The following is a 23,420-nucleotide window of genomic DNA, read 5'->3' as shown; positions in this document are numbered from 1 at the left end:
GGTCCGGCAGCAACGGCTCGATCCGCGCCCACTGCGCGTCAGTCAACGACACACATCAACCAACGATCAGATGATCCGAGAGAAACGCCCTAGCCCCATAGCCCGATAGCCCGACAACCCCTGCGGCGACCGCCGCACCCGACGGCACGACCCGATCCCCGGCCGGGGTCTCCCGGCCGGGGACACCGGGGAGTACCGTGTCGGCGATCCGGGCGGGAGCCCGCCGCCCGAGAGCCCGCGCCCGGGGCCGGGTACCGGTGAAGCCCGGTCCCGGGCGCGCCCGGCGCCCCGCCGCATCGCGGCGGGGCGCCACCTTTCCGCCCGTCCGGGAGTGACCTTCGCGTCATACGTCGGCGGGTGCCCGTACCCCCAGTTCCGCACCGTGCGGCAACTGCCGCTGGAGCCGGTCGAGCGCGTCGTCGAAGTCGCCCCCGGCAACCCCCGCCTCGAACGCCGCCCCGCCGTAAAGAAGCGTCAGATTCAGATCCGCCCGGTCGAGCGACCCGTCCGCCTGGGGCTCGCCGAGCGTCAGCAGACAGCTCAGCGTGGCCCGGTGAACCGCCCCGTCCGCGTGAACGGGAAGCGGCATGTCCCACTCCAGTACGCAGGCCGAGAGCAACCCCTCGGCCCCTATGGCCTCCATGGCGGCGAAAGCCGCCCCCTCGTACTCAACACCCCTGATGCGCGTGCACAGTTGCCGTCCGCGCGACGCGATGGTGACCGCTTCCGCGCCACGCCGATCGCGATACCAGCCCGCCCAGACCTCAGTCGACTCCGATGACATGGCGCGGACTGTAGCGCTACGCGGGCCGGGGGCGTACATCAGGGATACCTCTACGGCGCGTTCGGACCCCCGCGACCTGCGAAGGCGGACCGCCCCAGGGGGCGCGAACACCACCTGCGCCCCGCCCGTTCCGGGGGTGCCGGGGGGGGTGCCACGCCACCGGGGGGGTGGGTCAGCCGGTGCCGACCGCCGGATTCCCGCCGGAGGCGTCTGAGGCGTCGGAGGTGTCAGAGGCGTCGGATACGGTGCCGGAGGCATCGGGCGCTCCGGTACGCCGACCGGGGGGCGCCGGTACGTCACCGGCGGGCTCGTCGGGCCCGGCGTACGCGGCACACACCCGGTTGTGGCACGGACCCGGACCCCACAGGGGCACGAAAGCGCCCATGGTCTTGTGCCGCCGCATCTCCGTGGCGACCCGCTCACCGCATACCTGGCACCGGAACTCCACCTGCGGGCTGTGGACGGTGCCCCGTCCCGTGCTGCCCATGCGTCCAGCATAGGCCGACGGCCCCGAAGCGGCGCGGCTACCGGGAACGCCTGGTCACGAACTCCGCCAGGGCCAGCAGATCCCCCGCCGCCGCCAGATCCGGTACCGCCCTCGACAGCTCGTACACCGCCCGCGCCATCCGCTCCGACGCCTGGAGCTGGGCCCAGTCGCGGCCGCCCGCCCGGTCCACGGCGTCCGCGGCCAGCGCCACGGCCGCCGGTGACATATGGCCCCGGTAGAGCCGGGCCAGCTCGGCCGCCGCCGGGGTCCCCGAACCGAGGGCCGCCACGACCGGCAGGCTCTTCTTGTGCGCGGCGAGATCGGCGCCTGCGGGCTTCCCCGTCCGCCCCGGATCCCCCCAGATCCCGATCAGATCGTCGATGAGCTGGAACGCGAGACCGGCCTCCCGCCCGAAGGAGTCGAGGGCCGCGGTCTCATCGGGCCCGGCCCCCGCGTACAGCGCGCCCACCGCGCAGGCGCAGCCCAGCAGGGCCCCGGTCTTGGCGGTCGCCATGGTGAGGCACTCCTCCAGGGAGACCTCCTCCGGGGCGCGCTCCTCGAAGGCGCAGTCGGCCTGCTGCCCGGCGCACAGCTCGATCACACAGTTCGCGATCCGCTCGGCGGCGGCCGGGGCCGCCGGGTGGCCGTCCTCGGCGAGCAGCCGGTACGCGAGGGCCAGCAGCGCGTCGCCCACGACGATCGCGTCGGGGGTGCCGAAGACGGTCCACGCGGTGGGGCGGTGTCTGCGGGTGGGGTCCTCGTCGATGACGTCGTCGTGGAGGAGGGAGAAGTTGTGGACGAGCTCGACGGCGGCCGCGGCGGCCGCCGCCGCGGCCGGATCCCCGCCGAAGGCGTCGGTCGCGGCCAGGACGAGCGCCGGGCGTATCGCCTTGCCCGCGGATCCGGCGGACGGGCTGCCGTCGGCGTTCTCCCAGCCGAAGTGGTAGAGGGCGACCCGGCGCACGGCCCCCGGCAGCGACCCGAGGGCCGCGCGCAGCCGGGGATCGACGATCTCACGGGTCCGTTCGAGCAGGGCGAGCGCCTCACGGCCCTCGACGACCTCCGACATGCTCACGCGCCGGTCCTTTCCGCGGCGGCGGAAGCCGATCTCCCGCGCGGCAAAAAGCTTCCAGCGGGTGAAGTCGTCACGCCATTACCCGAATTGATGGGACTGAATCCGCAGGTGCGGGGCACACACCGGGGAAAAGGGCAATCCGCCAGGTGGGGCGAGTGCCGGTGACCGATTCGGATCGCACACGATCCGAACGGCGGGGCTTCGTCCGGTGATCAGGTCAAGTATGTTCATACGGAATTCGACGTACGTGATCTCCCCCTGCCCGGCGCCCCGGAGCCGTGCGTTCCGGGGTTGTCCACAGGCCGGTGCCGGTGACGGCGGCCCCGGTCACAATGGGGGCATGTCCACGGAAGCGCCCGACCCCGCCGCCCTGCGTCCCCGGCTGCCCTCGCCGCTGGTGGCCGTCGAGGACGAGCGCTTCGACCGATACGGCGTCCGGCTGCTGCTCAAGCGGGACGATCTGATCCATCCGGACCTCCCGGGCAACAAATGGCGCAAGCTGGCCCCGAATCTGCGGGCCGCCGCCGGGCGCCCCCTGCTGACCTTCGGCGGGGCGTACTCGAACCATCTGCGGGCGACGGCCGCCGCGGGCCGGCTGCTCGGGGTGGCCACGATCGGGGTGGTCCGGGGCGACGAGCTGGCCGGCCGCCCGCTCAATCCGTCCCTCGCCCGGTGCGCGGCGGACGGGATGCGGCTGGTCTTCGTCGACCGGGGGACGTACCGGGCCAAGGACGACCCCGCGGTCCTCGCCGACATCGTCGCGACCGCGACGGGGGACGCGACCGGGGGTGCCGCGCCCTATGTCATACCCGAGGGCGGGAGCAACGCGCTCGCCGCCCGCGGATGTACGGAGCTGGGGCACGAGCTGCGCGGAGCCGCCGACGTGGCGGCGGTCGCCTGCGGCACGGGCGGCACCCTGGCGGGCCTGGCGGCCGGCCTGGGCCCCGGCGCGCGGGCCCTCGGCGTCCCCGTGCTCAAGGGCGGCTTTCTCGGCGCCGAGGTCGAGCGCCTCCAGCACGCCGCGTTCGGCGCCCGCCGGGGCGACTGGTGGCTGGACGACCGCTTCCACTGCGGCGGATACGCCCGTACACCCCCCGGGCTGCACGCCTTCGCCGACGACTTCGAGTCCCGCCACGGCCTCCCCGTGGAGCGCCTCTACGTCGCCAAGATGCTGCGCGCCCTGGTCACCCTCACCGGCGAGGGCGCCTTCCCCCCGGGCACGACGCTGGCGGCGGTCATCACGGGCGTCCCCGCCGGGGACTCCGCACAGCGCGCGTCGCGCCCAGTCCGATGACGACCGTAGGCGACCTCACGCAGTCGTGGGCTTGTCGCGCAGTTCCCCGCGCCCCTAAAACCTCCACCTGACCGCCCCCGGAGGGGTCAGTCCTCCTCGCGGTAGGCCGCCGCCTCCTCCAGGTCAAGGCGGAACAGCAGGGTGCGCATCATCTCGTCGTCGATACGGCGCTCGTCGCGGAGGTGGACGAAGACCGCGCGCTCGGCGCCGATCATCTCGCGGGCCAGTCGCCGGTAGGTCTCGTCCGCGGACTCGCCGGTCCGCTCGTTCACCGCCCCCAGCCGCTCCCAGACCGCGTTGCGCCGTCGCTCCATCACGGTCCGCAGCCGGTCCTCCAGCGGCCCCGGCAGGGCGTTGCGCTCATCGGCCAGCAGCTCGTCGAGACGCCGGTCCGCGGCCTCGGACGCCCGGTTTTGGGCCTCGGCCTCCGCGAGGGTCTGGGCGTACGCGTCGGGGCGCGGCAGCCCCAGCGCCCGGATCAGCGCGGGCAGGGTCAGCCCCTGCACCACCAGGGTGCCGATCACGGTCGTGAAGGTCAGGAACAGCACCAGGTTGCGGGAGGGGAAGGGCTCCCCGGACGCGGTCGTCAGCGGGATCGAGAAGGCGATCGCCAGGGAGACCACGCCCCGTATCCCGGCCCAGCCGACGACCACGGGCGCCTTCCACGTCACTTCCGGTTCCCGGGCCCTGATCCGGGACGACAGCCGCCGCGGCAGGAAGGTCGCGGGGAAGACCCAGACGAACCGCACCACCACCACGAAGACGAAGATCGCCACGGCGTACGCCAGCGCCTGCGCCACCCCGTAGTCGCCGAGGCCCCGCAGGACGTAAGGGAGTTGCAGCCCGATCAGGGCGAAGACCACCGACTCCAGGAGGAACGCGACCATCTTCCACACCGCCGCCTCCTGGAGGCGGGTCGCGAAGTCGACCTGCCAGGCGCGGTGGCCGAGGTAGAGCGCGACGACGACCACGGCGAGCACCCCGGAGGCATGGACCTGCTCGGCCGCCGCGTACGCCACGAACGGGATCAGCAGCGAGAGCGTGTTCTGGAGCAGCGGCTCCTTGAGCCGGGTCCGCAGCCAGTGCAGGGGCACCATCAGCAGCAGCCCCACGGCGACCCCGCCGAGCGCGGCCACCGCGAACTCCCCGACGCCGCCGAGCCAGCTCGCGGCCTCGCCGACGGCCGCGGCGACGGCGACCCGGTAGGCGGTGATCGCGGTGGCGTCGTTGATCAGCGACTCGCCCTGGAGGATGGTCGTGATCCGGTGCGGAAGGCCCAGCCTGCGGGCGATCGCGGTGGCGGCGACCGCGTCCGGGGGCGCCACGACGGCGCCCAGCACCAGGGCGGCGGTCAGCGGGAGCTGCGGGATCAGCAGATAGGCCAGCCAGCCCACGGCGAGGGTGGCGAAGAGCGTGTAGCCGAAGGAGAGCAGCGCCACCGGCCGGATATTGGCCCGCAGATCGAGATAGGAGCTCTCCAGCGCCGCGGTGTGCAGCAGCGGCGGCAGGATCAGCGGCAGCACGATATGCGGATCGAGGGCGTAGTCCGGCACTCCGGGGATGTAGGCGGCCAGCAGCCCGGCCGCGACCAGCAGCAGCGGCGCGGGTACGGGGGTGCGGCGGGCGGCCCCGGCCACCGCGGCACTCGCCGCGACCAGCCCCACCAGGGACAATGCCTCCATGTCCGGGTACTCCGTCCGTCCGGTCGGGATCGGCGGCCGGTCCGCTCGACGGGAAACCCCGGCCCCGGCGCCGTAACCTGGCCATCATGAGTGAGTGTCCGCACGTCGCGGCGCTGCCCCGCCCGGAGCCCGCCGCCCAGTCCGAAACGTGCCCGGAATGCGTGATCGCGGGCGTCCAGCCGGTGCATCTGCGGCTCTGTCTCGAATGCGGCCATGTCGGCTGCTGCGACTCCTCCCCGCTGCGGCACGCGTCGGCCCACTTCCGGGAAGCCGGGCATCCCGTGATGCGCAGTTTCGAGCCGGGTGAGGACTGGCGCTGGTGCTTTGTGGACGGCGCCCTGGTCTGAGGGGTCCGTACCGGCCCGCCCGAGGGGATTCACCAGTTCGAACAGTGGGTACGTCAACCCTCCGCCCGGTACCCGGAATTGCGTCCCGCAGACCCCTAGCCACTGTGCGTACTCATATGCCTACCATGAGTGACAGTAACTCTGGGGGGCCCTGCGACAGGGCACCATGGATCGCGATAGCGTCGCCGGGCCGGTACCGGCCACGCGGACGTCGTGTGAGCGTCGCGTGTGCCCCGTCGTACCGGACCGCGTACCGACGGCCCCGGGATCCGCCCCGCGGGCCCCGATAGAGCATGTGTCACCTTGGAGGTGAGGGTGTCCCAGATCGCAGGCGAGCCCGGGACCCAGGACTTCGTCGAAGTCCGGCTGCCCGCTGCGGGTGCCTATCTGTCCGTGCTGCGTACGGCCACCGCCGGCCTCGCGGCGCGCTTGGACTTCACCCTCGACGAGATCGAGGATCTGCGGATCGCGGTCGACGAGGCGTGCGCGATCCTGTTGCAGCAGGCGGTCCCCGGGTCGGTCCTGAGCTGCGTGTTCCGGCTCATCGACGACTCACTGGAGGTCACGGTCTCCGCCCCGACCACCGACGGCCGGGCCCCCGAGCGCGACACCTTCGCCTGGACGGTGCTCTCCGCGCTGGCCGGAAAGGTGGAGGCGACGGTCGCCGCCGACCGCACGGTCTCCATCAGCCTGTACAAACAGCGCGGCGCGGGACCCGGGCCGGCGTGAGGAGCGGGAACGGTCCGGTACGGGACGGCGAGCGGGACGGGCAGCCCGCGGCGCCACCCGACATCCCGGAGCAGCAGGCCCACGGACTCGACGGATTCCACGGACTCGACGGCGACGTACTCGGCGGCCGACCGGCCGCGGCTGAGCAGGCGGGGGCTGCCACTGCGGCGGAGCCCGGGGCGAGGGCGGACCAGATGACCGAGCACGATGACGAGAACCCGAACGCGAACGAACACGATCCCGACGGCGCCGGCGGTCCGGGCGCCGGGGCGCACGCGGCGGCCCCCGGCGCGGCGACGGCGACCGCGACCGCGCACGAGGGCGCCCGGACCTCCGGCGCCGAGCCCGCTGAAGCCACCGGAGCCGCTGAAACCGCCGGACCCTCCGGGACCCCTGGGACCCCCGGGACCCCCGGGAACGGGAGCGCCCCGGGGCCGCCGGCGCCCGCGGGTGACGAGGCCGTCGATGCCGGGACACCAGAGGCGACCGAAGCGACCGAAGCGGCCGAGAACAGGAACGGTGCCGCGGCGGGCCGGCAGGGGACTCCCGACCGCGGCGGCGCCAAGGCGATGTTCGTGGAGCTGCGGAAGCTGCCGGACGGCTCCCCGGAGCGTGCGGAGCTGCGCAATCAGCTGGTCCGGATGCATCTGCCGCTGGTGGAGCATCTGGCGCGGCGGTTCCGCAACCGCGGCGAGCCGCTGGACGACCTCACCCAGGTCGCGACCATCGGTCTGATCAAGTCCGTGGACCGGTTCGACCCGGAGCGGGGGGTGGAGTTCTCCACCTATGCCACCCCGACGGTCGTGGGCGAGATCAAGCGCCATTTCCGCGACAAGGGCTGGGCCGTCCGCGTCCCGCGCCGTCTGCAGGAGCTGCGGCTCTCCCTGACGACGGCGACGGCGGAGCTGTCCCAGCTGCACGGCCGCTCCCCCACGGTCCACGAGCTGGCCGAGCGGCTCGGTATCTCGGAGGAGGAGGTCCTCGAAGGGCTGGAGTCGGCGAACGCGTACTCCACCCTCTCCCTCGACGTCCCCGACACCGACGACGAGTCGCCCGCGGTCGCCGACACCCTCGGCGCGGAGGACGAGGCCCTGGAGGGCGTCGAGTACCGCGAGTCCCTGAAGCCGCTGCTGGAGGACCTCCCGCCGCGCGAGAAGCGGATCCTGCTGCTGAGGTTCTTCGGCAACATGACCCAGTCGCAGATCGCGCAGGAGGTCGGCATCTCCCAGATGCATGTGTCCCGGCTGCTGGCCAGAACGCTCGCCCAGCTCCGCGACAAGCTCCTCGTCGAGGAGTAGACGAGGAGGAGATACGGCTCCGGCCGCGTCCCGGCCCTACCGGGACGCGGACCGCCGGGAAGCCCGGCGAGGCGCGGCCGTACGGCTCAGTCGCCGCTGGGGGGCTTGATGCCCAGGGCCCGGGTGGTCTCCGAGCTGACCAGCAGGACCAGACCCGAGACGGCGACCACGCCCACCGCGATACCCACCGGGATCAGCGCCGACGACGGCGACCGCAGCATCGACCAGGCCGGGATCAGCGCCATCAGATGCGTGATCAGCGCCGGGCCCCGGGCCCAGGAGCGGCGGAGCAGCAGTCCGCGGGCCGCGACCAGCGGGAAGGCACCGAGGGCGATCAGGGTCAGTCCGCCCATCTCCGCCTGGGTCGGATTGTCCGGGCGTCCCAGCAGACCCATCACCAGCAGATAGAGGCCGTATCCGACCAGCGCGGCGCCCTCGATACCGGACACCGCGGCGGCGGCGGTCAGACGGCTGGGGCGGGGGGTCGGGTCGGCACTCACCCCAGCAGGGTAGTCCGTACGGCTCCGCCACCGGACCCCGCCTCCCCGCCTCGTCCCCGGCGGCCGGCCGCCGGGGCCGCCGTTACCACCGTCGGCGCGGGCTGGGTACGCTGCACCTCATGCGCGCACTTCTCGTGGTCAACCCGGCAGCAACCACCACCAGTGCCCGCACCCGGGACGTACTGATCCACGCCCTCGCCTCCGAGATGAAGCTGGAGGCCGTGACGACCGAGTACCGCGGCCACGGCCGCGACCTGGCCCGCCGGGCGGCCGATTCGGGCGAGATCGATCTGGTCGTGGCGCTCGGCGGCGACGGCACCGTCAACGAGGTCGTCAACGGACTGCTCCACACGGGCCCCGATCCGGAGCGGCTGCCGCGGCTCGCCGTCGTCCCCGGCGGATCGACGAATGTCTTCGCCCGCGCGCTCGGGCTGCCGAACGACGCCGTCGAGGCGACCGGCGCGATTCTGGACGCCCTCGCCTCACGGAGCGAGCGGACCATCGGCCTCGGTCTCGCGGCGGGTACTCCGGACACCCCGGACGAGGGAGTTCCAGGACGCTGGTTCACGTTCTGCGCGGGTTACGGATTCGACGCCAGTGTGATCGGCCGGGTCGAACAGCAGCGGGAACTCGGAAAGCGTTCGACTCATCCCCTTTACGTCCGGCAGGTCGTGCGCCAGTTCCTCCAGTACCCCCACCGGCACCATGGCACGATCGCCCTCGAACGCCCCGGTACCGACCCGGTCACCGATCTCGTGGTGGCGATAGTCGCGAACACCTCTCCATGGACCTACCTGGGCAATCGCCCGATATACGCCTCTCCGGACGCGTCCTTCGACACCGGTCTCGACCTGCTCGGACTCTCCCGGCTCTCGACCCCGGCCGTCGCCCGTTACGCGACCCAGCTCCTGCGTTCGACACCCGAACGCGGTCCGCACGGCAAGCACGCGGTGACGGTGCACGACATGGATGACTTCACCTTGAATTCAAAGGTCCCGCTCCCCTTTCAGATGGACGGTGACCATCTCGGACTGCGGACGAGCGTGACGTTCACAGGCGTACGCCGTGCACTGCGTGTGATTGTGTGAGTGGAAGGGCCGTACCGCCTTCATCTCGAACGTACGGACCAGTATCCACCCCATGGAAGTACGGCTGTGACCTAGTCGACACCGAGGAATCAAAAAAAACTTTCCAGAAGGGGTTGTATCCGTCGCCGAGGTTTGCGAGTCTCTTCATGGCGATCGGGACGGCCCGCTGAACTTCGGCCCCGCAGATCGCCGGAACCCCTCCTCAAACACCTGGACCACGCCAATGTGACGTTGGCGGTCGGCCCTTCCGTTGCGGGGGGATTCGTGAAAGCGTTCACATTCACAAGCAATCTGCATGTCACACAAGGAGAGGTAGCAGCCATGGACTGGCGTCACAACGCCGTTTGCCGCGAGGAAGACCCCGAGCTCTTCTTCCCCATCGGCAACACCGGTCCTGCGCTGCTGCAGATCGAGGAAGCCAAGGCCGTCTGCCGTCGCTGCCCCGTCATGGAGCAGTGTCTGCAGTGGGCGCTCGAGTCCGGCCAGGACTCCGGCGTCTGGGGTGGCCTGAGCGAGGACGAGCGCCGCGCGATGAAGCGCCGTGCCGCTCGCAACCGGGCGCGTAACGCCAGCGCCTGATCGCCCCCGCGATACGCCTAAGGCGACCGGCGGCGCGTACGCAGCGTACGCACTCACCGCCACCGAGCCGCAGCGCGCAGCAGCACAATCCACAGCGTTCGAGCCCCGGAAGTCATCGGCTTCCGGGGCTCGCTGCCGTTCGGCCTCCGGCCCGGGGCGCCCGGGATCGCCCGGCGGGGCTTGTGAGCCCCGCCGGGCACCGCCTACTTCTGTGTCTCGACCGGGATGTCGAGGACCACGCGGGTACCGCGGCCGTCCGGGACGGGCAGCATGTCGAAGGTGCCGCCCAGCTCGCCCTCGACCAGGGTCCGGACGATCTGGAGACCGAGGTTGCCCGCCGTCGCCGCGTCGAAGCCCTCGGGCAGGCCGGCGCCGTCGTCCTGGACGGTGATCAGCAGCCGGCTGTCGGGCCGCTGGGGTCCCCGGACGGCGGATACCTCGACCGAGCCCCGCTCCCCCGCCGGGAAGGCGTGCTCCAGGGCGTTCTGGATGATCTCGGTCAGGACCATGGAGAGCGGGGTGGCGACCTCGGCGTCGAGGATCCCGAACCGGCCGGTGCGACGGCAGTCGACCTTGCCCGGCGAGATCTCCGCCACCATCGCGATGACCCGGTCGGCGATCTCGTCGAACTCCACGCGCTCGTCGAGGTTCTGGGAGAGGGTCTCGTGGACGATGGCGATCGACCCGACCCGCCGTACGGCCTCGTCGAGCGCCTCCCGGCCGCGGACCGAGTCCATCCGGCGGGCCTGGAGCCGCAGCAGCGCGGCGACGGTCTGGAGGTTGTTCTTCACCCGGTGGTGGATCTCCCGGATGGTGGCGTCCTTGGTGATCAACTCGCGTTCGCGCCGCCGCAGTTCGGTGACGTCCCGCAGCAGCACCAGGGACCCGATCCGGGTGCCCTTGGGCCGTAGCGGAATCGTCCGCAGCTGGATCACCCCGCCGTTGCCCTCGACCTCCGTCTCCCGGGGCGCGTAGCCGCTGGCCAGCTTGACCAGCGCCTCGTCCACCGGCCCCCGGGAGGGCGCGAGCTCGGCGGTGACCTGGCCCAGATGGTGTCCGACGAGGTCGGACGCGAGGCCGAGCCGGTGGTAGGCGGAGAGCGCGTTGGGGCTGGCGTACTGCACCACACCGTCGGCGTCCAGCCGGATCAGCCCGTCGCCGGCCCGCGGGGACGCGTCCATGTCGACCTGCTGGCCCGGGAACGGGAAGGCCCCGGCGGCGATCATCTGGGCCAGGTCGGACGCCGACTGGAGATAGGTCAGCTCCAGCCGTGACGGGGTGCGGACGGTCAGCAGATTGGTGTTACGGGCGATCACGCCGAGGACCCGGCCCTCGCGCCGTACCGGAATCGACTCGACGCGTACGGGAACCTCCTCCCGCCACTCGGGGTCGCCCTCGCGCACGATCCGCCCCTCGTCGAGGGCGGCGTCCAGCAGCGGGCGGCGGCCCCGGGGGACGAGATGGCCGACCATGTCGTCCTGGTAGGACGTGGGGCCGGTATTGGGGCGCATCTGGGCGACGGAGACATAGCGCGTCCCGTCGCGGGTGGGAACCCACAGGACGAGATCGGCGAAGGACAGGTCGGAGAGCAGCTGCCACTCCGAGACCAGCAGATGGAACCACTCGAGATCCGAGTCGCCGAGGTCGGTGTGCTGGCGTACGAGGTCGTTCATGGAGGGCACAGGTGCGAGCGTACCCGCGGTCGATGAGGAAGATGAGAGCCCGCATGAGACTTCGAACTGGTCGGCGCCGACGCATGGACATCCATGAATGGTCTAGTCCACAATGAAGCCATCGAGAACTTCCGCCCTCCCCGCACAGGTGGGCGGATGAGGGACGCGTGCTCTCTGCCCTGACTGCGACGCGCCCCTCCCGATCGGCCGCGCGGGCCCGCACACCTGCCCGGCCGGAGCACTCCGGGCTGCGGTGCCGGGCGGGTTGAGGGTCCCGCCAGGCGCCGCGGCCCGCGGGTTTTTCACCCCCGTGCCGCGGCCCCCGACGGCCCCCTCCTCGGGCCTTCGGCCCCGGCCCCCGTGAAGCTCCCGACGGCCGTCCGCCGACCACAGACCATAGGGGTTGTTCGCGCAGTTCCTCGCGCCCCTAAAAGCCTCCACCTTCCGCAGGACGGTACGTCGGGTATCCAGGGGCGCGGGGAACTGCGCGACAAGCCACATGCGGCGCGCGGCCGGACGACTACGGTCGGGAGCTCCACGGAATCCGGCGGGGCGGGGTCAGCTCGTTTCGGTGACCTTGGCGAGAGCCCGCGGCGCGTCGGGGTCCTGGCCGCGGGCCAGGGTCACCTCGTAGGCGAGGAGCTGGAGCGGGAGGATCTCCAGCACCGGCTGGAGGTTCTCCGGGAGTCCGTCCGTCGGCAGGACGAACCCGGCCGACGCGGCCGCCACCTGCCGCGCGGGCCCCACGACCACGAGGTCGGCGCCCCGGCCCCGGAGCCGGTCGAGGACGGGCTGGAGCGCCTCGCCGCCCTTGCCGTCCGTGACGACCGCGATCACCGGGGAGATGTTGTCGACCATGGCCAGCGGCCCGTGCAGCAGATCCGCGCCGGAGTAGGAGAGCGCCGGGATGTAGCTGGTCTCCATGAGCTTGAGCGCCGCTTCCTTCGCGGTGGGGTACCCGTACCCCCGGGATGTGATCACCATCCGCTCGGCGAAGCGGTAGCGGGACGCCAGCTGCCGTACCTCGTCGCCCCGGGCGAGGATCCGCTCCGCGAGGCCGGGGAGCGCGGCGGCGGGCGCCCCGTCGGCGCCCCGCAGCCCCGCCACCAGGAGGTAGAGCGCGAGCAGGGACGCGGTGTACGTCTTGGTCGCGGGCAGCGCCTTCTCGGGGCCCGCGAGGACGTCGATATGGAACTCGGAGACGGCGGCCAGCGGTGAGTCGGGGTTGTTGGTGACGGCCAGCGTCACCGCGCCGGCCTCCCGGGCGGCCCGGGTGGAGGCCACCAGGTCGGGCGATCCGCCGGACTGGCTGACGGTGATCACCAGGACGTCCCGCAGATCGGGCCTGGCCCCGTACGCCGTCGTGGTGGACATGGAGGTGAGCCCGCACGGCAGCCCCAGCTCGATCTCCAGCAGGTATTTGGCGTAGAGCGCCGCGTTGTCGGAGGTGCCGCGCGCGGTGAGCAGGACGAAGCGGGGCGCGCGGGCCGCGATCGCCGCCGCGGTCTCCCGGATGCGCGGCGCCCCCTCGTCGAGGACGCGCCGCAGGACGGCGGGCTGTTCCGCCGTCTCGGCGGCCATGATGCGCCCGGGCCGCTCCCGGTGCTCGTGCTGGTCATGGCGGTCCGCGGAATCCGTCGCAGCCATCTCCGTTGCCTCCAGCAGGCGTCCGGGTGCCGAAGGGGCCACCGGCGGCTCTCGCCGCCGGTGGCCCCCCGGCACAGCACACGGTCCGCTGGTGTCAGTCCCCCGCGCTCACCGCGCCGGTGACGACCTCAGCGGCGGCCCGTCCGCAGACGCGGGCGGCGCCGTGGGTGGCGATGTGCAGCGCGCCCTTCGGCTCGGCCCGGTTGACGCCCATCTCCACCACGACCGTGTCGGGCCGGGCGGCGAGTACCGCGTCGAGGGCCGTCGCCATCCAGGGGTGGCGGTGGACATCGCGTACCACTGCGACGATCCTACGGTCCTCCGCCGCCGCCAGCACCTCACCGGCGAGGGCGTCGGCCGCGTCGACGGCGACATCGGTGTACGTGGCCGAGAGCGTGCCCGGCACCATCGCGGTCAGCTCTCCGGCGACGCCCCACGGGGTCTCGTCACCGACGGCGATATTCGCCTCGGGCGAGAACGTGGCGACGTACGGCGGCTCGGTGACCGGCTCGTACGGCTGCTCACCGGGGGTGACGAGGACGGCTCGCCGGGCGGCGACCAGGCCGATGTCGGCCAGGTCCCGGCCGGTGCCGCCGCGGACGCCGGGCGCGGTCCCCTCCTGCGTTTCCGCGCCCGGCTCCGCGTCGGCCCCCCGTGCCCGGCGCGTCCAGTCGGCGAGGGCGCGTACCCGCGCCGCCGCGTCGGCCAGCCGCTCCTCGGGCAGATCGCCGTCCCGGACGGCGGCGACGATGGCGTCGCGCAGTCGCAGAACGGTCAGCTCGTCGGCGAGTCCGCCGCCGACGCAGATCGCGTCGGCGCCCGCGGCGAGCGCGAGGACGGAGCCGCGTTCGATCCCGTAGACCGCCGAGATCGCCTGCATCTCCATGCCGTCGGTGACGATCAGCCCGTCGAAGCCGAGCTCCTCGCGGAGGAGTCCGGTGAGGATCCGGGGGCTGAGGGTCGCCGGGCGGTCGGCGTCGAGCACGGGCAGCAGGATGTGCGCGCTCATCACCGCCTTGGTACCGGCCGCGATGGCCTCGCGGAACGGCAGCAGGTCCCGGGCGTGGAGGGTTTCGAGTCCCACGTCGATACGGGGCATCGCGTGGTGGGAGTCGACATTGGTGTCCCCGTGGCCGGGGAAGTGCTTCACACAGGCGGCGACACCGGCGGCCTGGAGGCCGTGGACGTACGCGACCGTGTGCCGGGCGGTGAGCCCCGCGTCGGCGCCGAAGGACCGGACGCCGATGACGGGGTTGTCCGGGTTGGCGTTGACGTCGGCGGACGGCGCCCAGTTGAGGTCGACGCCGCAGGCGGCGAGCCTGCGGCCCAGCTCATGGGCGACGTCCTCGGTGAGCCGGGGGTCGTCGACCGTGCCGAGGGCGTAGTTGCCGGGGAAGGACGAGCCCTCGACGACCTCCAGCCGGGTGACGTCTCCGCTCTCCTCGTCGATGGCGACGAGGAGGTCGTCCCGTTCGGCGCGCAGCTGGGCGTTGAGCGCCGTGAGCTGCTCGGGGGTGGTGATGTTGCGGCCGAAGAGGCCGACCGCGCTCAGGCCGTCGGCGATCTGCCGCAGCAGCCAGTCGGGTGCGGTCGTGCCCTCGAAGCCGGGCTGGAGGACGGCGAGCGCGTCCCGGCTGAGCCGGTCGGTGGCCCGCAGGTCGTTGGTCATGGAGGTCACCGAGGGTTATCCCTTCACCGCGCCGTCGGAGAGCCCTCCGACCGCTCCGCGCTGGAGGTAGAGGAAGAGCAGCAGCACCGGAATGGCGAAGAGGGAGGACGCCGCCATGGTGGCACCCCAGTCGTTGCCGAAGACGGACTGGAATCCGGAGAGCCACAGGGGCAGGGTCTGGTACTCGACCTGCTTGTTGAGCACCAGCACCATCGGGAACTCGTTCCACGCGGTGATGAAGCCGAACATCGAGGTCGACATCAGACCGGGGGCGAGCAGCGGGAAGATCACCTTCAGGAACGCCTGGCGGCGGGTGCAGCCGTCGACCATGGCGGCCTCTTCCAGCTCCTTGGGCACGGCGGCGACGAAGCCGCGGAGCGTGAGGAGCGTGAAGGGGAGGATCATCACCATGTAGAAGATCGTCAGCGGCACCAGGCTGTTGAGCATGTCGGCGTCGCGGACGATGAAGTAGATGGCGATGACCATCACTTCCCAGGGCGCCATCTGGGCGATCATGAAGCCGATGATGAAGCCGCGCCGGCCCTTGAACTTCATCCGGGCCAGGGCGAAGGAGGCCGCGAGGGCGATGATCAGGGAGAAGATCACCGCGAGCAGCGTGACGGTGAACGAGTTGGCGACGAAGGTCCAGAAGTTCTCCGCGTCGAGCGCCGACTCGAAGTGCTTCATCGTCGGATCCAGCGGAATCCACACCGGGGTGTCGGCGACGATGTCCGTCGTCTTCTTGAACGCCGTGGCGAACATCCAGTAGACGGGGAAGGCGAAGAAGGCGACCAGGAGCACGGCGGTGGCATTGGGCCAGAAACGGCCGAACAAGGAGCGCTTCATCGCACGTCCTCCTCTTGCTTGAGCACGATCCGGAGGTAGTAGGCCGTCAGCAGCAGCATGATCACGATGGTGAGCATCGCGATGGCCGCGCCCATGCCGTAGTGCTGGTTGCCCATGCCCTCGATGTAGGCGTACACCGGGAGGATCTCGGTGAGCCGGTCGGGACCACCGCGGTTGATCGTGAGCACCTGGACCAGGGCCTTGAACACCCAGATGACTTCCAGGAAGGTGGTGGCGTAGAGGAAGGGCCGCAGGAACGGCATGGTCACCGAGGTGAAGCTGCGCCAGGCGTTGGCGCCGTCCAGCGCGGCGGCCTCGTACAGCTCCTTCGGGATGGTGGTCGTCGCCGCGTAGAGGGCCAGGGCGACGAAGGGGATCGACTGCCAGACGATCAGCAGGGTGATCACGAAGAAGGTCGACATCTGGGTGCCGAACCAGTTGTGGTCGGCCATGCCCTCGAAGCCGAGCTGGACCAGGACCCAGTTGACGACACCGAACCGCTGGGCGAAGAGCCACTGGTAGACGGTGGTGGAGGCGACGACCGGCATGGCCCAGGCGAGCACGAGCCCGATCATCAGGGCGAAGCGCATCTTCTTGCCGAGGCGGGCGAGCAGCAGACCGACGAGCGTACCCAGGACCATGATCAGCAGGACGTTGACGCCGGTGAAGGCGATCGAGCGTCCCGTGACCCGCCAGAAGTCCTCGCCGGTAAGGATCTCCCGGTAGTTGTCGATGCCGTTCCACTCGGTGAGACGCTGGATCAGCTGTCTCATATTGAGGTTCTGGAACGACAGGATCGCGTTGTTCACCAGGGGCCAGCCCAGGAAGACCAGGGTGGCGGCCACCGCGGGAAGCAGCAGCAGATAAGGAACGAAAGAGCCCGCTTTACGCGGTGCTGAGGGCCTGCCCTTGCCCTTGACCGGAGGGGTGGGTACCTCCGCGGGGCCGGACGGCGCCCGTTCGGTCTGCACGGTCATGCTCGCCATCTCTTCCTAGGCGCTTGGGGGACAGCAGTCGGCGGCCGGGGAGGGGGCCTGAGACCCCCGCCCCGGCCGCCGGATTCGGTTACTGCTTCTGTGCCAGGCGCTTGTTGAACTCGCCCTCGACCTGCTTGGCGGCGTCCGCCGGCGACTTACCGCTCACCACGGCGGTGAGGTAGGTCTTGATCGGGTTGGGCTCGTTCTCGACGGCTGCCCACTCGGCGATCAGCGGGGTCGTGCCACCGAACTTCGCGGACGGGGCGGCGGCCTCGGCGACCGGGTTGCCCGTCAGGTTGGAGTTCAGGGACTCCTTGTTCGGGATGACACCGCTGGCCTTGGCGAGGCCGCCCTCGTACTTGTCGGAGAGCAGCAGCTTCAGGAACTCCTTGGCGAGCTCCTTGTTCTTGCTGTTCTGCGCGACGGCGACGTTGGAACCGCCGAGGAAGACGCCCTCGGGCTTGTCCGCGGTCTCACCGGGGATGGTGAAGTAGCCGAGGTCCTTCTCGATGGCCGGGTTCGCCTTGATGGCGGTGGCGCCCTCCCAGCCCATGCCGATGAAGGCACCGACGTTGCCCTTGGCGAAGACGTCGGCCTGCTGCGGGGTGGCCTCGTCCTTGTCCTTGGGCGCCTTGGAGTACGCCTGCATCTTCTTGTATTCCTCGGCCGCGGCGACGACCTTCGGGTCCTCCAGGTTGGAGACCCACTTGTCGCCGTCCTTCTTGACCAGCTCGCCGCCCTGGCCGATCACCAGACCGACGAAGTGGTACCAGTTCTGGCCGGGCAGGTAGATGGGCTCCTTGCCCTTCGCCTTGAGCTTGTCGAGCGCGGCGTAGAACTCGGCGCGGGTCTTCGGCGGCGCGGTGATGCCGGCCTCCGCGAAGACCTTCTTGTTGTAGACGACGACGCGGTTGGCGAAGTACCACGGCGCGGCGTACTGCTTGCCCTCGAAGACCGAAGCCTTGTTCAGGTTCTCGGTCCAGTCGGCGCCGATGGCCTGCTTGATGTCGCCCAGCTCGGCCAGACCGCCGGTCTTGGCGTAGGCGGGGGTCTGGGTGTTGCCGATCTCGAAGACGTCGGGCGGGCTGTCCTCGGAGAGGGCGGTCGTCAGCTTCTGCTGAATACCGTTCCACGCCTGCTTCTCGTACTTGAGCGTGGCACCGGTCTTGGCCTCGAACTCCTTGGTGAGGTCCGCGAGCCAGGCGTCCGGCGTCGAGCCGTCCATCGCCCAGAAGGTGAGGGTCTGACCCTTGAAGTCGGTCTTCCCCCCAGCACCCGTCTTGGGCTTCTCGTCCTTGTCGTCCGAGCCACACGCGGCAACACTGATCAACATGCCCGCGACACCGATAGCCGCGATGAGCTTGCGCTTCACGCCATCCTCCTAAGGGAGCCTGCCACCCCCGCCCACCACGAAGCGATACGTGAAAAGTACTGCCTGGGGCTGGGACCTGGTCTTTAATGGTTTAGACCAGTACCGGGAGCTTGGCCTAGACCTTTCAGGCTGTCAAGGCTCGATAAACCCGCCTGTCCAGTCCGTTATCGGACCGACATCTGGGCATGATCCGGGCAGGCTTGAGGCCCCCGCTTGGACTAGACCAACCCTAGTCCCCTCGGTGTATAAGAAGCAGTGGTGTCCACCTGGAGACAGAAACCAGGAGGGAGAGGGTCACTCCCCGGGACCGGCCCGTGCCACGATGTGATCCGCTACAGACGGAGGAGCCGGTGACGGCAGCGCAGCAGTCGGGAACGGGAAGGCGGGCCATGACGACGGACGGGGTGGGTACGGAGACCGAGGCGGGGACACCGGCGACCCGGACCGCGCGCGTGCCGAAGTACTACCGCCTGAAGCGGCATCTGCTGGAGATGACGGAGACCCTTCCGCCGGGTACGCCCGTACCGCCGGAACGCACCCTGGCCGCCGAGTTCGACACCTCGCGCACCACCGTGCGCCAGGCGCTCCAGGAGCTGGTCGTCGAGGGCCGGCTCGAACGGATCCAGGGCAAGGGCACCTTCGTCGCCAAGCCCAAGGTCTCCCAGGCCCTGCAATTGACCTCGTACACCGAGGACATGAAGGCCCAGGGTCTCGAACCCACCTCCCAGCTCCTCGACATCGGTTACGTCACCGCCGACGACACCCTCGCCGGGCTGCTCGACATCTCCACCGGCGGGCGGGTCCTGCGGATCGAGCGGCTGCGGCTGGCCAGCGGTGAGCCGATGGCCATCGAGACGACGCATCTGTCCGCGAAGCGCTTCCCGGCGCTGCGCCGCAGCCTCGTCAAGTACACATCCCTCTACACGGCGCTCGCCGAGGTGTACGACGTCCACCTCGCGGAGGCCGAGGAGACCATCGAGACGTCCCTGGCCACACCGCGCGAGGCGGGGCTGCTGGGGACGGATGTCGGCCTGCCGATGCTGATGCTCTCACGCCACTCGCTGGACGCGCGGGGCGAGCCCGTGGAGTGGGTCCGCTCGGTGTACCGCGGCGACCGCTACAAGTTCGTGGCCCGCCTCCGCCGCCCCCAGGACTGACGCCACCTTTTCGGGGCCGCCGGCCCCGAGCTTCTTTTCGCCGGGGCGGCCCCACATCCACGGGGCCGCCCCGGCGAAGGCATGTCCGGGCGCCGCGCCCCTGCGGGGGCGGTCGGGTGGAGGCTTCCACCTCAGCGCACCGCCACGGAATCCGCGTCCCGCCCAGCCCGATGACGACCGTACTCGACCTCACGCCATCGTGGGCTTGTCGCGCGGTTCCGCCCCCTATGCCTTCGGCGATGGGGGGACCCCCAGCGCCCCTGAACACCTTCACCCGGCCCCGCCCCGCAGGGGGAAACGGCCTTCACCGCACCGCCCCCGCAGGGGAACCGTGGCTCGCGAGTGAGGGACGCGACACAACATGTGGGGGCAACATCTTCGGGGTGCCCCCACATGTATGCTCGTCTCGCTGTCGTCGCAGAGGAATCCGGTGCGAATCCGGAACTGTCCCGCAACGGTGATCTTCGGCGTGCTTTGTCACACCGCGAGTAAGTCCGGCCGTCTGCCGACAGCGCACCGCGTCGTCCGACCCGGTGCCGAGACGTCCGGGCCTCGTGGTTGGGCCGGTGGACGCCGTTGCGTGCTGCCCGCCCACGGGCGCGGTCCGCCCCGGCCTGCCCGCCGAACTCCCCGCCATCGCGGTCCGTGAGCCGAGCGAGGGAGAGCACCACGTGACCATCGCGCCTGCCGATCCGGTTTCGGGCATCACCACTGCGGTGGCGAACAAGCCCGAGGACGGCCCGGGGACCGCGCTTCTGCGGACCCTGACCGACCTCACCGCCGATCTGCCGGACACCGACCCCGGCAGGGTCGCCGCCGCCGCGCTCCGCGGCCGGCACCCCGGGTCGGACGTGGCGGAACTCCATCAGCTCGCCACCGACGCCGCCGCGGGCCTGATCTCCGACGACCCCGCGTACTCCCGGCTCGCCGCCCGGCTGCTGACCAGGACGATCGCCGCCGAGGCCGAGAGCCAGGGCGCGGTCTCCTTCTCCGCCTCGGTCCGGGTGGGCCACACGGAGGGCCTGATCGCGGACCGTACGGCCGCCTTCGTCGCCCTGCACGCCGAGCGGCTCGACGCCGTGATCGACCCGGCGGGCGACGACCGGTTCGGCTACTTCGGCCTGCGGACCCTCTACAGCCGCTATCTGCTGCGCCACCCGATCACCCGGAAGGTCGTGGAGACCCCGCAGCACTTCATGCTCCGGGTCGCCTCCGGTCTCGCCGAGGACGATTCGGTCCGCGCCCTGGACGAGGTCGTGGCCCTGTACGGGCTGATGAGCCGGCTCGACTACCTGCCGTCGTCGCCGACGCTCTTCAACTCGGGCACCCGGCACCCCCAGATGTCGTCCTGCTATCTGCTGGACTCGCCGCTGGACGAGCTGGACTCCATCTACGACCGCTACCACCAGGTCGCCCGGCTCTCGAAGCACGCGGGCGGTATCGGGCTCTCGTACTCCCGGATCCGGGCCCGGGGCTCCCTCATCCGGGGGACGAACGGCCACTCCAACGGCATCGTCCCGTTCCTGAAGACCCTCGACGCCTCCGTCGCGGCCGTCAACCAGGGCGGCCGGCGCAAGGGTGCCGCCGCCGTCTATCTGGAGACCTGGCACGCGGACATCGAGGAGTTCCTGGAGCTGCGCGACAACACCGGCGAGGACGCCCGCAGGACCCACAACCTCAACCTCGCGCACTGGATCCCGGACGAGTTCATGCGCCGGGTCGACGCGGACACCGAGTGGTCCCTGTTCTCGCCCGCGGACACCCCCGAGCTGGTCGACCTGTGGGGCGACGAGTTCGACGCCGCGTACCGGGCCGCCGAGGCGAAGGGCCTGGCCCGTAAGACGATGCCCGCCCGGGAGCTGTACGGGCGGATGATGCGGACCCTCGCGCAGACCGGCAACGGCTGGATGACCTTCAAGGACGCCGCGAACCGCACCGCCAACCAGACCGCCGAGAAGGGCCACACGGTCCACTCGTCGAATCTGTGCACCGAGATCCTGGAGGTCACGGACGACGGCGAGACCGCTGTCTGCAATCTGGGCTCGGTCAACCTGGGCGCCTTCGTCGTCGGCGGCGACATCGACTGGGAGCGGCTGGACGAGACCGTCCGTACCGCCGTCACGTTCCTCGACCGCGTCGTCGACATCAACTTCTACCCGACCGAGCAGGCGGGCCGCTCCAACGCCCGCTGGCGTCCGGTCGGCCTGGGCGCCATGGGCCTCCAGGACGTCTTCTTCCAGCTCCGGCTGCCCTTCGACTCCCCGGAGGCGAAGGCGCTGTCGACCCGGATCGCCGAGCGGATCATGCTGGCCGCCTACGAGGCGTCCGCCGGGCTCGCCGAGCGCCACGGCACCTTCCCGGCCTGGGAGAAGACCCGGACCGCGCGCGGAGTGCTCCACCCCGACCACTACGGCGTCACACCGCACTGGCCGGAGCGCTGGGAGGCGCTGCGCGAGCGCGTCGCCCGTACCGGGATGCGCAACTCCCTGCTGCTCGCCATCGCGCCGACCGCGACGATCGCCTCCATCGCGGGCGTGTACGAGTGCATCGAGCCGCAGGTCTCCAACCTGTTCAAGCGCGAGACGCTCTCCGGTGAGTTCCTCCAGGTGAACTCGTACCTGGTGGCGGAGCTGAAGAAGCTGGGCGTGTGGGACGCGCAGACCCGGGAGGCGCTCCGCGACGCCAACGGCTCGGTCCAGGGCTTCTCCTGGGTCCCGGCCGACGTCCGTGAGCTGTACCGGACGGCGTGGGAGATCCCGCAGCGGGGCCTGATCGACATGGCGGCGGCCCGTACGCCCTATCTCGACCAGTCGCAGTCGCTGAACCTGTTCCTGGAGACGCCGACCATCGGCAAGCTCAGCTCGATGTACGCGTACGCGTGGAGGCAGGGCCTGAAGACCACCTACTACCTGCGGTCCCGGCCCGCGACCCGGATCGCCCGCGCGGCATCCGGCACGACCGCCGCCGCCTCCGCCCCCGTACCCGTACCCGTACCGGCGCAGGCCACGCCCGAAGAGGCCGTCGCCTGCTCCCTGGAGAACCCCGAGTCCTGCGAGGCCTGCCAGTAATGTCCGATTCCACCGCCACCACCCGCACCCAGAACCTGCTGGACCCGGGCTTCGAACTGACCCTGCGGCCGATGCGGTACCCCGACTTCTACGAGCGGTACCGCGACGCGATCAAGAACACCTGGACCGTGGAGGAGGTCGACCTCCACTCCGACGTCACCGACCTGGCCAAGCTCACCCCCGGTGAGCAGCATCTGATCGGCCGTCTGGTGGCCTTCTTCGCCACCGGTGACTCCATCGTCGCCAACAACCTGGTCCTGACGCTCTACAAGCACATCAACTCCCCGGAGGCGCGGCTGTATCTGAGCCGTCAGCTCTTCGAGGAGGCGGTGCACGTCCAGTTCTATCTGACGCTGCTGGACACCTACCTCCCCGACCCGGAGGACCGTACGGCGGCCTTCGCGGCGGTCGAGAACATCCCGTCCATCCGCGAGAAGGCCCAGTTCTGCTTCCGCTGGATGGACCAGGTCGAGAAGCTGGACCAGCTGGACACGAAGGCCGACCGCCGCCGCTTCCTGCTCAATCTGATCTGCTTCGCCGCCTGTATCGAGGGCCTCTTCTTCTACGGTGCCTTCGCCTACGTCTACTGGTTCCGCTCCCGCGGCCTGCTGCACGGCCTGGCCACCGGCACCAACTGGGTGTTCCGTGACGAGACCATGCATATGAACTTCGCGTTCGAGGTCGTCGACACGGTCCGCAAGGAGGAGCCGGAGCTGTTCGACGACGAGCTGCGGCAGCAGGTCACGGACATGCTGAAGGAGGCCGTCGAGGCCGAGCTCCAGTTCGGCCAGGACCTGTGCGGCGACGGCCTGCCGGGTATGAACACCGAGTCGATGCGCGAGTACCTCCAGTGCGTCGCCGACCAGCGTCTGGTCCGCCTCGGCTTCGCCCCGGTGTACGGCTCGGAGAACCCGTTCTCCTTCATGGAGCTCCAGGGCGTCCAGGAGCTGACGAACTTCTTCGAGCGCCGCCCGTCGGCCTACCAGGTCGCGGTGGAGGGCTCGGTCGGCTTCGACGACGACTTCTAGGAGCTGTACGTTCCGGGCCCGGCGCCCCCCCCTTACCCCGGGGCGCCCGGCCCCGCCCGGACCACAACGGTAATAAACCCCCCCACAGGGTGTGAGCGAAAACAAAAAAGGAAAACAAAC

The 23,420-nt window shown here is 70.8% G+C and carries 20 protein-coding genes and 1 riboswitch; of the genes, 9 read left to right on the top strand and 11 right to left on the bottom strand.

All coding sequences use genetic code 11. The features are described 5' to 3' along the window. Positions 1 to 343: 343 nt before the first annotated feature. The 3 genes from ACFXG1_RS29465 to ACFXG1_RS29455 form a co-directional block, all read right to left on the bottom strand. A complete protein-coding gene (locus ACFXG1_RS29465; protein WP_384723557.1) occupies positions 344 to 784 on the bottom strand; it encodes a DUF6304 family protein in 441 nt (146 codons plus the stop codon). 172 nt (positions 785 to 956) lie between these two features. Continuing rightward, the gene (locus tag ACFXG1_RS29460; RefSeq protein ID WP_384723560.1) at positions 957 to 1,271 is read right to left on the bottom strand and encodes a hypothetical protein; all 315 of its coding nucleotides are present in this window, start codon (positions 1,269 to 1,271) and stop codon (positions 957 to 959) included. Positions 1,272 to 1,308: 37 nt separating this feature from the next. Further along, positions 1,309 to 2,340: a family 2 encapsulin nanocompartment cargo protein polyprenyl transferase gene (locus ACFXG1_RS29455; protein ID WP_384745291.1), complete on the bottom strand. Its 1,032-nt coding sequence runs from the start codon at positions 2,338 to 2,340 to the stop codon at positions 1,309 to 1,311. Between the two features lie 346 nt (positions 2,341 to 2,686). Here ACFXG1_RS29455 and ACFXG1_RS29450 point away from each other — a divergent pair, with 346 nt between their 5' ends. After that, positions 2,687 to 3,640 (top strand): 1-aminocyclopropane-1-carboxylate deaminase/D-cysteine desulfhydrase, encoded by a 954-nt coding sequence (locus tag ACFXG1_RS29450; protein ID WP_384718602.1) that lies wholly within the window; start codon positions 2,687 to 2,689, stop codon positions 3,638 to 3,640. 86 nt (positions 3,641 to 3,726) lie between these two features. Here ACFXG1_RS29450 and ACFXG1_RS29445 read toward each other — a convergent pair whose 3' ends face one another. Then, positions 3,727 to 5,322 (bottom strand): Na+/H+ antiporter, encoded by a 1,596-nt coding sequence (locus ACFXG1_RS29445; protein ID WP_384745285.1) that lies wholly within the window; start codon positions 5,320 to 5,322, stop codon positions 3,727 to 3,729. An 86-nt stretch (positions 5,323 to 5,408) separates the two neighbouring features. Between ACFXG1_RS29445 and ACFXG1_RS29440 the strand changes: the two genes are divergently transcribed. From ACFXG1_RS29440 to ACFXG1_RS29430, 3 genes are all read left to right on the top strand, one after another. Beyond that, a complete protein-coding gene (locus ACFXG1_RS29440; RefSeq protein ID WP_384718606.1) occupies positions 5,409 to 5,669 on the top strand; it encodes a UBP-type zinc finger domain-containing protein in 261 nt (86 codons plus the stop codon). Positions 5,670 to 5,984: 315 nt separating this feature from the next. Then, complete coding sequence (locus tag ACFXG1_RS29435) at positions 5,985 to 6,398, top strand: anti-sigma regulatory factor (protein ID WP_384718608.1); 414 nt, start codon at positions 5,985 to 5,987, stop codon at positions 6,396 to 6,398. Positions 6,399 to 6,592: 194 nt separating this feature from the next. Further along, the gene (locus ACFXG1_RS29430) at positions 6,593 to 7,696 is read left to right on the top strand and encodes an RNA polymerase sigma factor SigF (protein ID WP_384718610.1); all 1,104 of its coding nucleotides are present in this window, start codon (positions 6,593 to 6,595) and stop codon (positions 7,694 to 7,696) included. An 86-nt stretch (positions 7,697 to 7,782) separates the two neighbouring features. On the opposite strand, the gene ACFXG1_RS29425 is transcribed toward ACFXG1_RS29430, so the two are convergent. Continuing rightward, positions 7,783 to 8,196: a hypothetical protein gene (locus tag ACFXG1_RS29425; RefSeq protein ID WP_384719549.1), complete on the bottom strand. Its 414-nt coding sequence runs from the start codon at positions 8,194 to 8,196 to the stop codon at positions 7,783 to 7,785. 119 nt (positions 8,197 to 8,315) lie between these two features. Here ACFXG1_RS29425 and ACFXG1_RS29420 point away from each other — a divergent pair, with 119 nt between their 5' ends. After that, positions 8,316 to 9,284, top strand: coding sequence for a diacylglycerol/lipid kinase family protein (locus ACFXG1_RS29420; RefSeq protein ID WP_384719547.1), 969 nt, complete (start codon positions 8,316 to 8,318; stop codon positions 9,282 to 9,284). Between the two features lie 321 nt (positions 9,285 to 9,605). Next, on the top strand, positions 9,606 to 9,863 hold the full coding sequence (locus tag ACFXG1_RS29415; RefSeq protein ID WP_003953983.1) for a WhiB family transcriptional regulator: 258 nt from the start codon (positions 9,606 to 9,608) through the stop codon (positions 9,861 to 9,863). A gap of 203 nt (positions 9,864 to 10,066) precedes the next feature. On the opposite strand, the gene ACFXG1_RS29410 is transcribed toward ACFXG1_RS29415, so the two are convergent. The 6 genes from ACFXG1_RS29410 to ACFXG1_RS29385 form a co-directional block, all read right to left on the bottom strand. After that, positions 10,067 to 11,536, bottom strand: coding sequence for a sensor histidine kinase (locus ACFXG1_RS29410; RefSeq protein WP_384719551.1), 1,470 nt, complete (start codon positions 11,534 to 11,536; stop codon positions 10,067 to 10,069). A 558-nt stretch (positions 11,537 to 12,094) separates the two neighbouring features. After that, positions 12,095 to 13,183, bottom strand: a complete 1,089-nt coding sequence (locus ACFXG1_RS29405; protein ID WP_384720759.1) for an SIS domain-containing protein — start codon at positions 13,181 to 13,183, stop codon at positions 12,095 to 12,097. A gap of 94 nt (positions 13,184 to 13,277) precedes the next feature. After that, positions 13,278 to 14,852, bottom strand: coding sequence for a glycoside hydrolase family 3 protein (locus tag ACFXG1_RS29400; protein WP_384745288.1), 1,575 nt, complete (start codon positions 14,850 to 14,852; stop codon positions 13,278 to 13,280). A gap of 15 nt (positions 14,853 to 14,867) precedes the next feature. Beyond that, positions 14,868 to 15,698, bottom strand: coding sequence for a carbohydrate ABC transporter permease (locus ACFXG1_RS29395; RefSeq protein WP_384714813.1), 831 nt, complete (start codon positions 15,696 to 15,698; stop codon positions 14,868 to 14,870). Next, positions 15,695 to 16,675: a carbohydrate ABC transporter permease gene (locus ACFXG1_RS29390; protein WP_384714816.1), complete on the bottom strand. Its 981-nt coding sequence runs from the start codon at positions 16,673 to 16,675 to the stop codon at positions 15,695 to 15,697. The genes ACFXG1_RS29395 and ACFXG1_RS29390 overlap by 4 nt, the downstream gene beginning before the upstream one ends. An 88-nt stretch (positions 16,676 to 16,763) precedes the next feature. Further along, entirely contained in the window at positions 16,764 to 18,047 is a 1,284-nt protein-coding gene (locus ACFXG1_RS29385; RefSeq protein ID WP_384714819.1) for an extracellular solute-binding protein, read from the bottom strand. A 389-nt stretch (positions 18,048 to 18,436) separates the two neighbouring features. On the opposite strand from ACFXG1_RS29385, the gene ACFXG1_RS29380 reads away from it, so the two are divergent. The 3 genes from ACFXG1_RS29380 to ACFXG1_RS29370 all read left to right on the top strand — a co-directional run bounded on the left by ACFXG1_RS29380 (position 18,437) and on the right by ACFXG1_RS29370 (position 23,300). Further along, complete coding sequence (locus ACFXG1_RS29380; protein WP_384714822.1) at positions 18,437 to 19,204, top strand: GntR family transcriptional regulator; 768 nt, start codon at positions 18,437 to 18,439, stop codon at positions 19,202 to 19,204. Positions 19,205 to 19,588: 384 nt separating this feature from the next. Beyond that, a riboswitch (cobalamin riboswitch) is annotated at positions 19,589 to 19,722 on the top strand. Positions 19,723 to 19,875: 153 nt separating this feature from the next. After that, positions 19,876 to 22,272: a ribonucleoside-diphosphate reductase subunit alpha gene (locus ACFXG1_RS29375; RefSeq protein WP_384714825.1), complete on the top strand. Its 2,397-nt coding sequence runs from the start codon at positions 19,876 to 19,878 to the stop codon at positions 22,270 to 22,272. After that, the gene (locus ACFXG1_RS29370; RefSeq protein WP_384714828.1) at positions 22,272 to 23,300 is read left to right on the top strand and encodes a ribonucleotide-diphosphate reductase subunit beta; all 1,029 of its coding nucleotides are present in this window, start codon (positions 22,272 to 22,274) and stop codon (positions 23,298 to 23,300) included. Before ACFXG1_RS29375 ends, ACFXG1_RS29370 begins: the two co-directional genes overlap by 1 nt. Positions 23,301 to 23,420: the final 120 nt, after the last annotated feature.

Source organism: Streptomyces sp. NPDC059248 (assembly GCF_042753905.1).
Classification (GTDB): domain Bacteria; phylum Actinomycetota; class Actinomycetes; order Streptomycetales; family Streptomycetaceae; genus Streptomyces.
Note: the sequence above shows the minus strand (reverse complement) of the source record. Positions and strands in the feature narration are given on the sequence as shown.